This is a genomic window from Arsukibacterium sp. UBA5043 (genome assembly GCA_002415085.1).
Classification (GTDB): domain Bacteria; phylum Pseudomonadota; class Gammaproteobacteria; order Enterobacterales; family Alteromonadaceae; genus Alishewanella.
Window position 1 is genome coordinate 1 of the sequence record DIBV01000007.1, and the last position, 13,028, is coordinate 13,028.

General features: G+C 46.7%; 12 protein-coding genes. 7 read left to right on the forward strand and 5 right to left on the reverse strand.

The genetic code is table 11. The features are described 5' to 3' along the window. Positions 1–546 (forward strand): cation diffusion facilitator family transporter (locus B2Q61_RS09040; protein WP_290615455.1); only part of this gene is annotated, 546 nt, incomplete at its 5' end. Between the two features lies 1 nt (position 547). Next, a complete protein-coding gene (locus tag B2Q61_RS09045; RefSeq protein WP_290615456.1) occupies positions 548–874 on the forward strand; it encodes a YnfA family protein in 327 nt (108 codons plus the stop codon). A 74-nt stretch (positions 875–948) separates the two neighbouring features. Here the strand turns inward: B2Q61_RS09045 and pepE are convergent, their stop codons facing one another. Further along, a complete protein-coding gene (pepE, locus tag B2Q61_RS09050) occupies positions 949–1,689 on the reverse strand; it encodes a dipeptidase PepE (protein ID WP_290615457.1) in 741 nt (246 codons plus the stop codon). A gap of 154 nt (positions 1,690–1,843) precedes the next feature. On the opposite strand from pepE, the gene htpX reads away from it, so the two are divergent. The 3 genes from htpX to B2Q61_RS09065 all read left to right on the forward strand — a co-directional run bounded on the left by htpX (position 1,844) and on the right by B2Q61_RS09065 (position 4,376). Further along, complete coding sequence (gene htpX / locus B2Q61_RS09055; protein WP_290615458.1) at positions 1,844–2,704, forward strand: protease HtpX; 861 nt, start codon at positions 1,844–1,846, stop codon at positions 2,702–2,704. Positions 2,705–2,968: 264 nt separating this feature from the next. Further along, positions 2,969–4,048: a pyridoxal-phosphate-dependent aminotransferase family protein gene (locus B2Q61_RS09060; protein WP_290616022.1), complete on the forward strand. Its 1,080-nt coding sequence runs from the start codon at positions 2,969–2,971 to the stop codon at positions 4,046–4,048. 91 nt (positions 4,049–4,139) lie between these two features. Then, the gene (locus B2Q61_RS09065) at positions 4,140–4,376 is read left to right on the forward strand and encodes a TIGR02647 family protein (RefSeq protein WP_290615459.1); all 237 of its coding nucleotides are present in this window, start codon (positions 4,140–4,142) and stop codon (positions 4,374–4,376) included. Between the two features lie 24 nt (positions 4,377–4,400). Here B2Q61_RS09065 and B2Q61_RS09070 read toward each other — a convergent pair whose 3' ends face one another. The 4 genes from B2Q61_RS09070 to B2Q61_RS09085 form a co-directional block, all read right to left on the reverse strand. Further along, positions 4,401–6,338 (reverse strand): DUF3488 and transglutaminase-like domain-containing protein, encoded by a 1,938-nt coding sequence (locus B2Q61_RS09070; protein ID WP_290615460.1) that lies wholly within the window; start codon positions 6,336–6,338, stop codon positions 4,401–4,403. Continuing rightward, positions 6,332–7,276 (reverse strand): DUF58 domain-containing protein, encoded by a 945-nt coding sequence (locus tag B2Q61_RS09075; protein ID WP_290615461.1) that lies wholly within the window; start codon positions 7,274–7,276, stop codon positions 6,332–6,334. Before B2Q61_RS09075 ends, B2Q61_RS09070 begins: the two co-directional genes overlap by 7 nt. Beyond that, positions 7,273–8,181: an AAA family ATPase gene (locus tag B2Q61_RS09080; protein WP_290615462.1), complete on the reverse strand. Its 909-nt coding sequence runs from the start codon at positions 8,179–8,181 to the stop codon at positions 7,273–7,275. Before B2Q61_RS09080 ends, B2Q61_RS09075 begins: the two co-directional genes overlap by 4 nt. Positions 8,182–8,291: 110 nt before the next feature. Then, positions 8,292–10,793: a S8 family serine peptidase gene (locus B2Q61_RS09085; protein ID WP_290615463.1), complete on the reverse strand. Its 2,502-nt coding sequence runs from the start codon at positions 10,791–10,793 to the stop codon at positions 8,292–8,294. Positions 10,794–11,159: 366 nt separating this feature from the next. Here B2Q61_RS09085 and B2Q61_RS09090 point away from each other — a divergent pair, with 366 nt between their 5' ends. Continuing rightward, the gene (locus tag B2Q61_RS09090; RefSeq protein WP_290615464.1) at positions 11,160–11,486 is read left to right on the forward strand and encodes a curlin subunit CsgB; all 327 of its coding nucleotides are present in this window, start codon (positions 11,160–11,162) and stop codon (positions 11,484–11,486) included. Between the two features lie 22 nt (positions 11,487–11,508). Then, complete coding sequence (locus B2Q61_RS09095; RefSeq protein WP_290615465.1) at positions 11,509–12,996, forward strand: hypothetical protein; 1,488 nt, start codon at positions 11,509–11,511, stop codon at positions 12,994–12,996. Positions 12,997–13,028 lie beyond the last annotated feature (32 nt).

Consider the following 13,028-nt stretch of genomic DNA (forward strand, 5'->3'; position numbering starts at 1 on the left):
GCACTGGCACTTCTTGGTGTAACTGTTAATGGGTATGCCGCTTATCGGCTAAGCAAAGGAAATACACTGAATGAGAAAGTACTGAACTGGCATCTATTGGAAGATGTGCTGGGTTGGGTGGCGGTACTCATTGTGGCCATAGTTCTGCAATTTGTGGACTGGCCTATTTTAGACCCTTTGCTTTCTATTGGTTTCACCTTATTTATTTTGGTTAATGTTTTACGCAACCTCAGCACAACTGCGCGCTTATTTCTGCAAGCAGCGCCAGATAGCAAATTGCAAAATGAAATCCAAGATACTTTGCTGAAAATTGATGAGTTAGACAGCATTCATCACCTGCATCTCTGGTCGCTTGATGGTGAACATCATGTACTCACCGCACATGTGGTAACCGATGCAAGTATAGAATTTACTGCAACTAGTTATGCTGATATCAAACAGCGCATTGCCAACGCATTGGATCAGTTTGATCTAGCACATACCACGATAGAGCTGGAGCTAACACAAGAAAATTGTCGGGATGATGATCCGCATAAGGTGCAGTGAAGTGACCGTCATTACAACGTTAGGTTTATTTATCATTACTGCAATAGCAGAAATTGTCGGCTGCTATTTGCCTTACCTGTGGCTGAAAAAAGGAGCTTCAGCCTGGGTGCTGTTACCTGCTGCAATCAGTCTGGCATTATTTGCCTGGTTGTTAACGCTTCATCCAACGGCTGCTGGGCGTGTTTATGCAGCTTACGGCGGAGTATATGTGACAGTAGCATTAGTGTGGTTATGGGGAGTAGATGGCATTCAACCACACCGCTGGGATCTGGCTGGCGTGGTGCTAATGCTCGCAGGCATGGCAGTGATCATGTTTGCTCCCAGATGAAGCAGACTGTACTCGGAGCATCGGTTTGAAAGTGAGTAAATGGCGAAATAATGAATTTCATAAAAAACATATTCTTAGTCATCATTATATGAGAAATTTCCCGAATCCCGGCTAACCCTCAATAAGTAAGATAAATCACTGTTTTCTGCTATTGCAGTTTTGTCGCCGCCTTTAAAAAAATAGCCACCGCTACTACCCAGCAGCGTTAACGTGTCGCCACTGCGTTTCAGTGCAGTACCTTCTGGTAAGGCAATAATCGGCGTAGTCGGGTTTAACACCATAAACTCTGCCAAACGCATATCGCGCGTTTCACCGTGAAACCCTTCAGGTTTATAATCGCTGTAATGCGGATTTAACTGCAGTGGCACTAGCTGCAATGCGTCAAATGACACCGGCTCAATAATCGGCATATCGTTGGTGGTGCGAATGCTTTGACCTGCTATATTAGAACCGGCGCTCCAGCCAATATACGGCACGCCATCGGTTACGCGCTCCCTGATCAATTGCACGATATCTTGTTGATATAGCTCATTAAGTAGCTGGAATGTGTTGCCGCCACCTACGGCTATTGCTTGTGCTGCGCTAACCGCTTTTTCGGGCTCTGGATACTGGTGCAGGCTGGTTATTTTTATCTTTAACGGCGCTAACGCACTGGAGACTTGTTTAAGATAATCATCGCTGTCAATGCTAACGCCGGCATAGGGTATAAAAAGCAGTTCGCTGACACCTTGCAAATGTGCTTTAAGCCAGGCCATGTATGGTGCCAGATACTCGCTGCTGTGGGCTCGTGAGCTGCTTAATAATAGTAATTGCATGGGGTTCTCCGGTTCTGCTTCCTGTTTCGGCGGCTATTGTAGCGAAAAGCGGGCAGTCAAACATGTTTTCTTACACATTATCGACAGGTCTTAATTTGAAATTCAGCTGGCTGCCCATATATTGGTAGCAATTACGTCACTGAGGTAGGGTTATATGAAAAGAGTTTTGCTGTTTCTGGCAACGAACCTGGCGGTTATTTTAGTACTGAGTATTGTACTGAACATCGTTTTTAGTTTTTTAGGTATCGATCACAGTAGTATTGCTGGTCTGTTGGTATTTGCGGCAATATTTGGTTTTGGCGGCTCGTTTATATCGTTGGCATTATCAAAATGGATGGCAAAGCGTTCCACCGGGGCGGAGGTAATTACCCAGCCACGTAACGCTACTGAGCAATGGCTGATGCGTACAGTTGAGCGCCAGGCCAGAAAAGCCGGCATTGGTATGCCGGAGGTAGCGGTATATGATTCACCTGAAATGAATGCTTTTGCTACAGGTATGAACCGCAATGCGGCTTTAGTGGCGGTAAGTACCGGTTTGCTGCGTAATATGAAAGAAAACGAGGTAGAAGCAGTATTGGCGCATGAAGTGTCCCATATTGCCAATGGCGATATGGTAACGCTGACCCTGATCCAGGGGGTAGTCAACACCTTCGTTATTTTCTTTGCCCGCTTAATTGCCGGTGCGATTCGCAATAACAATCAGCAGCTGGGGACCTTTGCTTATTTTGGTATTGTTATTGTACTGGAAATTGTATTTGGTTTTCTGGCCAGTATCATCGTTATGTGGTTTTCACGCCAACGGGAATACCGGGCCGATGCTGGCGCGGCGCGGTTAGAAGGGCCTGATAAAATGGTCGCGGCGCTGGAGAGGCTTAAAAACAACCACGAAAGCCGCCTGGAAGGCAGTTTAATGGCGTTTGGTATTGCCGGTAAGAAGCCTAAGTCAGAGCTGCTGTTAACTCATCCGCCACTGGAAAAGCGGATTGAAGCCCTGCGCAACCGTCGCGAGTTTTAATTTTATTTACACTAAATGTAGCAGAAGGCCCCTTGAAAGGGGCCTTTTTTATTTAATGGCCGCGAGTGGAATATACTGATAGTGGCAGTAGAGCACTATTAATCCTTTGAATAACGGCAATAGCCGAACAACACTGGTATCACGCGTAAGTTTTGCTAAGGTAAGCCAAAATCACTAGCCGGAGTCATCATGCAACAGACAACATTACAGGCACTGTTACAGCCACCGAAAATAGCTGAGTTTAATCCACCGCGCCGTATTTTAATGGGCCCGGGGCCGTCTGATGTGTATCCTCAGGTTCTGGCTGCGCAGGCCAGGCCAACAATAGGTCATTTAGACCCATTGTTTATTGGCATGATGGATGAGCTGAAGCAATTATTACAGTATGCATTTCAAACCAAAAATCCAATGACCATTGCGGTATCTGCCCCCGGTAGTGCCGGCATGGAAACCTGTTTTGTTAATCTGGTTGAGCCGGGTGAAAAGGTCATCGTTTGTCGCAATGGGGTGTTTGGTGAACGGATGCGTCAGAATGTGGTGCGTTGCGGCGGTGTAGCAGTGTGTGTTGATAATGCCTGGGGGGAGCCGGTTAACCCGCAACAGGTTGAAGAGACGCTAAAAAAACATCCGGATGCACGTTTTGTTGCTTTTGTGCATGCTGAAACGTCTACCGGGGCGTTAAGTGATGCTAAAACCCTCTGTGCTTTAGCCCGGCAGTATGATTGTCTGTCTATTGTCGATGCGGTTACTTCATTAGGTGGCGTGGAGCTCAGAGTAGATGAGTGGGGCATTGATGCTATTTATTCAGGTAGTCAGAAATGTTTATCCTGTGTGCCGGGTTTGTCTCCGGTGTCGTTTTCACCCCGCGCAGTAGAAAAAATTCAGCAACGTCAAACCCCGGTGCAAAGCTGGTTTTTAGATCAGAGCCTGGTAATGGCGTACTGGAGCGGTAAAGGGAAACGCAGTTATCATCATACTGCGCCGGTAAACAGCTTGTACGCGCTGCATGAAGCGCTGCGATTGCTGGCAAATGAAGGGCTTGAGCAGGCGTGGCGGCGCCACCAGATGATGCATCAGTTGTTGGCAGAAGGCTTAACCAAACTTGGTCTGGAGTTTGTGGTGGCGGGGCCATACCGGTTACCACAATTAAACCATGTATTTATACCTAAAGGGGTGGAGGATGCGGCGCTGCGTTCGGCACTGCTTGAACAGTACAATCTGGAGCTTGGCGCCGGCCTTGGCGATATGGCTGGTAAAACCTGGCGTATTGGTTTAATGGGTTATGGTGCACGGCGTGAAAACATTGCACTTTGCCTGCAGGCACTCACTGAGCAACTAAAGTAAGCAGCTTAATCGTTAAATTTGTGCAGAAAAGGCTGCCAATATTTGCCGATTACGGCTATCTTGAATCTGCTAACAACAGAGGATGTATGCTATGCCAGTAACACCTGAGCTGAATGCTGAAATAAAAATTCTGAATTTATATAATCTGGACTCACAAATGGAGGGGTTAAAAGTTCATAAAGATGCTGATAGTGAAACCCGCGACGCCATTGCCCGCTTACATGCTAAAGGATTGCTGACCCAGGCTGATGGTGGCTATTTAACCGATCTGGGCGTGCACTGTGCAGAGCATATTCAGACGGCGCTGCGAATTCTGGCTACCCGCTAATACGCTTTACGAGCAACTGGCCTGCTATTCAGGCCAGTTTAAACCGGTGAGTATTTTACGATTCTCTTTTAAGTGCTGTTTTAACTGCCGTAATGCGGTTTGATCACTGGCAAATAGCGCCCGTTGATACAAGGAGTCTATTGTCTCAAGCAGGATGGCGTGCCGGGGGTTATAGCGTTGCACTGTGTTAATAAACTGACTGAAATTCTGGCCTGCTGGTTTATGCTGGATCAGTTTTCTAAAATAGCGCCTGATTAATCGCACCGGGGCCGGAAAGTTTTCTGGTTGCCGTTGATACCGAAGATACCACCAGCCCAATCCCATTAGCAATATTACCAAACCAAGCAGGGCCAACAGCTTGCTAAAAGCTTTTAATTGTTGCCACAGGTTATATTGCTGGCTTTCATCAAATCCTAATACCCATACTGACCAATAGTAATCCAGATGCAATAATTGTTGGTTAATATAATTAACGGCAGAAAAACGCCGCCAGTTTGCCTGTAACTGAGTCTGCTCGTCAGCCGATAATACGGCATCCAGACCGGCCAGAACCCGCTCTGGCGCAATAACAGCGGTGGGATCAAATCGGTGCCAGAGACCACTATCAAAATACTCCACCCAGGCATGTGCTTCTCTTTGCCGTACTTCAAGATATTGTTGTTCTTCATGCCAGACGCCGCCCTGATAGCCGCCAACCACTCTGGCAGGCACACCCGCTTCCCGTAATAGCACTGCCGTAGCTGAAGCGTAGTGACTACAAAACCCGGTACGGCTATCAAATAAAAAGGCATCAATGCTATTGTCGCCAAGACGTGGAGGGTTGAGACTATAAAAGTAAGGTTGTTGCCGGAACAGGGCACTTATTTGTGCTATTAATTCAGCAGTTGAACTGGTTTTAGCCGCCAGCTCATTGGCCAGCGCCCGGGTTTGTGGATTGGCCTTAACAGTTCTGCTGTTCAATTGCTGTTCTGTCGCATTATCTTCAGGTATGGCTGACAATACACTGCTTAGCTGATAGCTCAACCGTTGACTAACCGGGCGGCGGGCTTCAACCAGATAGGCCGCAACGGGGCGCACGGTATGAGTCAGTTGCACCGGTATGCCAAGTGCAAACAGGCTTCGCTGGTTACTGACTTCAGTAATAACCTGATAATCAATTCGTAGCCCGTTGTTGTACTCATTGGTTTGCGCCGTGGTTGGCTGACGAGCTTCAAACCGTCGGTTGACGTTCCAGCTGCGGCCATCAAAATCTTCGTATACTTTAGCGCGCCAGTATAATTGTTGCCGCGCTGGCCGAGGCCCGCTGAAAATAGCCCGAAATGCCAACGTGTCACTTTGTACCAGGCTTTCAATGCTGCCGGGATCCAGACTATCAGCCAGGCCGGTTACGGCAGCATCTGCCGTTGGGATCCGCCACAAAGGTTGTAAACGGGGGAACAATAGAAACAATGAGATCCAGACAGGAAAAGTAAGCAGTAAAGCTTTTCCTAATTGCAGCACCTGCAATCGCTGTTGTTTGCTGGCATATAGCTGATAGTGTTGATAAAGCGTAAATAGTAGCAACGCCAGAACCAGCAGACTTAACAGAATACTCTGATAAAAAATAAAACAGCATGCTAACAGGAAATATAACACCCAGAGCAACTGATGACTGTCATGCCGCTGTCGAATTAAAACCATGCGGCTGACGGCCGATAGCAGCAGTATTTGCAACATAAAGTGAAAAATACCGCTTTGATTGATACTGATAAGCAGTAATAACAGGATTACTGCCGCAATAATATTTACCCGTTTTAACTTATTTACTTTGGCAGTGGTTCGTTGCAAAGGCCAGCGATACGCCAACAGCAGCACTAAAATAGCGCTGTACCATAAAGGTAAAGCCTGATGAAGTAACACGATTATAGCCAGTAAAATAATCGTAAATGATAGGATAGCCTGCCGGTTTAACAGCACTAACATAACGCCAACTCACGCAGACAGCGTTGCAAATGCTGTTGACCACAGGACGGGCTGATGCTTTTAGTGTTAATCCGCAGACCATAGGGTTTGCTGCGTTGCTCCAGTTGCAACATCATATAACAGGCCTTTGACAGCGCAACCTCCAGGGCTGCACCGGTAACGGTTGGAATGGTAATCCAATCAGGTTCTGGTACAGGAGAGCTTGGCGCATGCTTTACAACCGGGTTATCAGGATCCCGTGCCAGACGCTTCCACAGCATCAGCTTCAAGCTGTCACCAGGGTGATAGCTACGAATCGTATCGTAGTCCTCTGCGATCTGGTTTTTAGTGCCCCGGTCGACCGCCAGAGCCTCGACAGACTCTGAGGGCAAAGGCTTGGGAAAAACCCAGAAATGATAATCAAGCATTAGCATGCTTTTGCAGTTGAACAAACCGAAAGGATAATAACTATGGACAGTTAGACGTGGTAATGGATAATAGCCGCGGTTTTCGGCAAGCAGCGGTACCATAACGTGCAGGTTGGCATCGGCCAGTACTGATGGCTGCTGCTGAGAATGAAAATAACATTGAATTTGCTGCTTCGGCTCAGGCGTTTGCAATGCTACGGGTACCATCAGTGTTTCTGTGGCATAGGCACTTAACACGGGCGCACAACTTACCGTAATATTATGTAAATTACGCCAGGCTAATACCAGTGCCAGTAGCAACACGGAAACCAGCATATAACTCATTAATAATATTAAATTATTCTGATAGTTGGTGCCCAGGAAATAAAGCAAAATCAGTAGTAAAATATACCATAGACCAAACCGGCTTGGCAGAATATAAATGATCTTCTGGCTCAACGTAACTTGTCTGGCCGGCGGTTGTCGCTTGTTGAGCCAGTTATTGAGCCGCTGGCGAAACCACTGTTGAAACCGCCACTTAAGGTGTTTCATAACGGGCAAACAGTTTGCTCAAGCAATAACTCGCTGTGGGAATGACTCGCTGCACTGGATCGTGGATCTAGCCGATGTTCTGCAACCGATGGAAATACCTGTTGCACATCATCAGCCGTCACAAAATCACGACCAGTGATAAGAGCATGTGCCTTACTTGCCCTTAGCAGAGCTTTAGAGGCGCGGGGCGATAATGGTAGCATATCATTGCGGCTGCGACTGGCATCAACCAAACTGAGCAAATAATCAATTACCGCATCACTAACAGTAACTGAGCCAAGTCTTTGCTGCAGACTTTGTAAGGTATTACCATCAAGCTGCTGAGTTAAAAACTGCAAGCGAGAACCTTTGCTATCGTCAACCAGCAACTGATGTTCAGCTGCACGCTCTGGAAACCCTAAAGATAAGCGCATTAAAAAACGATCCAGTTGTGACTCCGGCAAAGCAGACGTTCCCGCATGAAAGAGAGGGTTCTGTGTTGCGATAACAAAAAAAGGGCTGGGTAATGGCCGGGTCTGGCCATCAGTACTAACCTGGCGCTCTTCCATAGCTTCGAGCAATGCGCTCTGGGTTTTAGGGCTGGCGCGATTTATTTCATCTGCCAGTAACACCTGAGAGAATACCGGTCCCGGCTGAAAATGAAATTGTTGTGACCGGGCATCGTATATGCTGATGCCGGTTAAATCTGCAGGGAGTAGATCACTGGTAAATTGCACCCGCCGGTAACTCAGACCAAGACTGTTAGCCAGTGCATGAGCCAGGGTGGTTTTACCAAGACCAGGAAGATCTTCAAGCAGCAAGTGCCCGTCGGCCAGCAAGCAACACAGCGCCAGGCGAATCTGTTGTTGTTTACCAAGAATAACCTGATTAAGGCTTTGTTCAACCTGATGTAATTGCGCTAACACGCTAATTCCTTACTGCTAATTTATACTCTCTATACTAGCTGCTTGGCTGTCAGGATCAACTAAAGAATAAGGCAGCCAAAGCTGCCTTATTTATTGCAAAAGGTGGAGTATCAGAAATCCACTACTAAATCAGCCGAACATACCATAGTGCCTTCCAGACACAGGGTGTAAGTTGCTGATGCTGCCATCGAGTTAAACCGATCACGATGTCTGCCATCATTTTCAATTGTTTCGATATACGCACCATCACGGTACAGATCCAGATCACCTGTTGCTCCCATCCAGCGTAAGTCAACTATCGTTGATCCGGTGCGAGCTCTGATAGCGCGATGCAACGTTAACGTAATATCACTCTCAACCAGGCTAACCATCTGGCTTGTCATATCTGTTAAACCGGTACTGTCGGTAACTGTCAGGGTGACTTCATAGCTCCCTTCTGCCGGATAAGTGTGGCTCGGGTTTTGCTCGTCTGACACAGCGCCATCACCAAAATCCCAGCTCCAGCTGCTGATATTATCGTTGGCATCAGTAGAACTGTCGGTAAAATCGACATTCAGGCCTGATGCAACATAACTAAAGCCTGCTGCCGGCGCCACTGGATCCGGATCAACCACATCACCACCAAGCGCTGTTATCGTCAGGTTCCAACTGTTTAAGGTGCCTAAATCGGCGCCGGCATTGTCAGATACATTCAGGGTCCAATCGCCTTGCATCGCTTCACCATTGAAGGTATCAACGGTCCAGCTTTGCACTAAGTCATCTTCGCTGCCACCACTACGATTTTGCAGTATATGTTCTGTGCCTTGCGGCGACGTCAGACTAACAACTAAGTCGCCTCTCCAGGTGTGGGTGATGTCAACGCCTGCTTCAACGTTAAATACGGTTCCTTCGTCAGGCACGTTTATAACACTGTTGATGCCAGTTGCGTTGTTATCTGGAATAGCCACGGGGTTGGTGTTCTCAAAACTGAAATCAGCCAGCCCTTGTGGCAACACCACCAGCGTTGCCGATACGCTTTTAACCACTGCTGGATCTGCCGCATCAATACCTGTCACTGTTACTAAATAATCGCCCCATGGGGTGTCAGCCATGGTCGGTACCGACACGGTAATGGTATCACCCGGCTGAGCGGATTCAGCAGATAAGCTCACGCCTTCAATACTGGGATCGGTACTGACACTAAGCTCAACATCACCCATCCAGTCGGCCAGATTACCGACATCAAGGCTAAATTCAGCCGTTTCACCGGCGGTAATCTGCTGACTGCGGGGAGATAATGTTAAGCGGAAACTCGGCGTTGGATCGGCATCAGCAAGCGCGTTTACCAGATTTAAACGCTTTCCAGAAACGGTCTTACCATCGAGCGAAGCAAGCTCGTCGCCACTATCCATCAGAATTGCTTTCATTTCCAGTGGGGTTATTTCCGGATTTATAGACCACAACAGTGCTGCGGCACCTGCAACATGCGGCGAGGCCATGGAGGTACCAGAAAATACGGCATAATTGTTGCCCGGTACGGTTGATAAAATGTCTGAGCCCGGTGCGCCAAGATCGACCGAAGTAGCACCATAATTGGAAGCGCCAACAGCAAATACCGATAAATCATCAAGGCGATCGGTTGAAGCGACCGAGACAATAACATCAAGATCATAGCCCGCCGGATACATTGGACTAACATCAGCATCTGCGCCATCATTGCCTGAGGCTGCAATAAATAGAATACCAGCATCGCCGCCTGACTGAATGGCTGCGCGCAACGTTTCGGAGAAACCGCCGCCGCCCCATGAGTTATTGGTAGCCTTAATGTTTACGCCATAATTTGTTTTTAAATCGGTATAGTAGTCAATACATTCAATTGCGCCTGCCGTACTGCCACCCGTAGGGCCGAGGAACTGACAGGGCAGCAGGGTGACATTCCAGTTTACGCCGGTTATACCCACACCATTGTCACCACCTGCTCCGATTGTCCCTGCAACATGAGTACCATGACTATCGCTATCCATCGGATCGTTATTTTCGTTCAGTGTTGAATAACCATATGGATGGCCCGGATAGCTGCCATCGTTCTCCCAACGGTTTGGAATTAAATCAGGATGGTTGTAATCCATACCTGAATCGATAACACCAATCACCACATCATGACTACCGGTTGTGGTATCCCACGCTGCAACGGCACTGATATCGGCCCCAGCAGTACCACCATTTTGCCCGGTATTATTTAACGACCACATCTCTCCAAATCGGGGATCACCAGGAACGGCAAGAGGAGCGGCTAACGCTTTTACCAAATAATTTGGTTCAGCAACCTCAATAGCCGGGTTAGCGGCAAGCTGCTTAATTAAGAAGTCACGATTAACGCCTTTAGGTACTTTAATTTTGGCTATGCGTCCATCTGCAATATGACGCATTTTAATGTCACGCCCCTGATTATCGAGTTGTCGCAGACTGGCACCGCTGCGTTTTACGATAGAAACACGCTCTTGTTTGGTTACGCCAGGTTTAAACATAACAAGAATAGAATCATCAGCTTGCGCAGGCTTATTCGCTGCGAATGCTGAACCCGAACACAGCGCTGCGGCAACCGCTAACGCCAGAATTTTTTGCTTGGACATAGTAATTCCCATTTTAATTATTTGTAAAGATTATGCTTACTTACTGCACCAATAACCATTAGCATGAATATTAACAATTTGCTCATAACAATCGTGTAAATAGTACAAATGGATTAGTAGTTAAGGACGGGCACATGTGAATGGATGGTTATTATCCTATTGTATTTAAACAAAATAATAATTTTATACGAAGTTATTAAATTGAAATAAAAATAAAACATTTGTCCTATTGTAGCTTTAAAATATGTCTTTAGTCTGGAAGTTGTAATAATTGATGAAGGAATGTTTGTGCTAAATGTAAATACTAAGTCCGTCTTTTTGTTAGTTGGTATAACAGCTAGCGGTTGGGCGGTTGCAGATGTTTCAGTGCAATTAACTTCATTGATTGAGCGTCATGCCTTGGCTAACGGAGTCGATATTACTCAGTTGGGCGATCTGAATGTTGCTGATGTCACTCAGGGAGGCGATGCCAATTATGCCGTTTTATTACAGCAAGGCGTGCTTAATCAGATATTTCTGCAGCAGTATGGCAGTGGTAATCAGGCACAAATCCGGCAGTTCGGTAACAATAACAGTGCTGATATTTTGCAGCAGGGAGAGAGCAACCTGATCCAGCTGGAGCAATGGGGAAACCGCAGTTTCTCGATTGAGCAGATTGGAAACGGTGCTGAAATCTCAATAATTCAATACTAATAAGAGACTCAGGGAGAATCACATGAACCTTATTAAACCACGTAAACATTTTTTAGGTATGGCAATTGCTTTGTGTTTTGCGGGCAATGTTATGGCAGAAAATGAAGCTATTATTTTGCAGAGCTCAGCAGTCGGTTCTGCAGAAGGTAATACTGCTGAAGTGACTCAAACCAATACCGGTGGTAATGCTAATCTTGCCATTATTGAGCAAGTTGGTGAACTGAACTATGGCAGTGTTTTACAGAATGGTCTGTGGCTGGAAGCCTATAGTTTTAATACAGGCAGCGATAACGCAGTGCGGATCGAGCAGTTTGCGGATTGGCACATTGCCTCTAGCGATATTGTCGGTGATGAGAACATAGTCACCATTACCCAGGATGGTTTTTTCAATCAGACAGACGTTATTATTGAAGGTAATGTCAATGATACTGCAGTTTTTCAAACCGGAGATTTAAACGAAGCATTCGCTACTTTACTGGGCGACATGAACCTTGCTGAAATTGAACAAAGTGGCAATAGCAACTGGGTTACTGCGGAGTTTACCGGTAATGAAAACATGTTTTATAGTTATCAGGAAGGTAGCAGCAACGAAGCTGCCATGCTCGGCGTTGTCGGAAACTCCAATCAATTCGAAGCCGAACAGTTTGGTGATCAGAACGTGGGCGGAGTGGTAGGGTTAAGCGGCGATAACAATGCCATTTTCGTGCAGCAGGACGGCATGCTCAATGCCTTTATTGCGACGGACGTTACCGGCAATGATAACTTGATTGATGTTTTTCAAGATGGCTCTGATAACGTTTTTTTGGTGCAACCGGTCACCGGCGACACCAACTGGATCCTGATTGATCAAACTGGTGTCAGCAATCTGGTGGAAGCGCCACTGGGACTTGTTGGCAATAATAACCTTATTGATGTCCGGCAAGATGGTACTGAAAACAATGCACTAGTAGCAACTGATGGTGATAATCACAATTTAACTATTTACCAGGACGGTGATATGAACACCGCAGAAATGGTGTTGGGTGTTGATGGCAACAGTGCTGATATTTATAGTCGCGGTAATAATAATTATGCCGGCGTAGGCTTAGTAGGTAGTGACAATATTACCGACATCATGCAGCGTGGTGATGATAACTTTGCTGTGGTTGATGTTGTTGGCGATGACAACGAGATCAGTGTTGATCAAATGGGTAATACCAACGAAGTGCTTATTACCAGTGCCGTAGTGGTAGTTGAAAACAATATCAGTGTCCAGCAGGATGGTGATCTCAACCTGGTTGATATGCTTGTTGAAGGTAGTGGCAATCTGGCAGACATTTTACAAGAAGGAAATGGCAACTGGGTAGCCGGCAACGATGGATACTTTGCACTTTCCGGAGAAAATGGTACCGTGGCTATCAGTCAACTGGGTAATGACAATCTGGTGTTAGGAGAGCAGTATGGCAACGGTAATATCATGAATATTACTCAGCTGGGCGACTTTAATACCGCAATCGTTACTCAAAACTAACGTAAAGGGCGGCCTTTGGCCGCCATAGGCAT

Coding starts and splice junctions, on each gene's coding strand:
- B2Q61_RS09085 (WP_290615463.1), bottom strand. CDS start 10,793: ATGTCCAAGCAAAAAATTCTGGCGTTAGCGGTTGCCGCAGCGCTGTGT.
- B2Q61_RS09070 (WP_290615460.1), bottom strand. CDS start 6,338: ATGTTAGTGCTGTTAAACCGGCAGGCTATCCTATCATTTACGATTATT.
- B2Q61_RS09060 (WP_290616022.1), top strand. CDS start 2,969: ATGGGCCCGGGGCCGTCTGATGTGTATCCTCAGGTTCTGGCTGCGCAG.
- htpX (WP_290615458.1), top strand. CDS start 1,844: ATGAAAAGAGTTTTGCTGTTTCTGGCAACGAACCTGGCGGTTATTTTA.
- B2Q61_RS09095 (WP_290615465.1), top strand. CDS start 11,509: ATGAACCTTATTAAACCACGTAAACATTTTTTAGGTATGGCAATTGCT.
- pepE (WP_290615457.1), bottom strand. CDS start 1,689: ATGCAATTACTATTATTAAGCAGCTCACGAGCCCACAGCAGCGAGTAT.
- B2Q61_RS09075 (WP_290615461.1), bottom strand. CDS start 7,276: ATGAAACACCTTAAGTGGCGGTTTCAACAGTGGTTTCGCCAGCGGCTC.
- B2Q61_RS09065 (WP_290615459.1), top strand. CDS start 4,140: ATGCCAGTAACACCTGAGCTGAATGCTGAAATAAAAATTCTGAATTTA.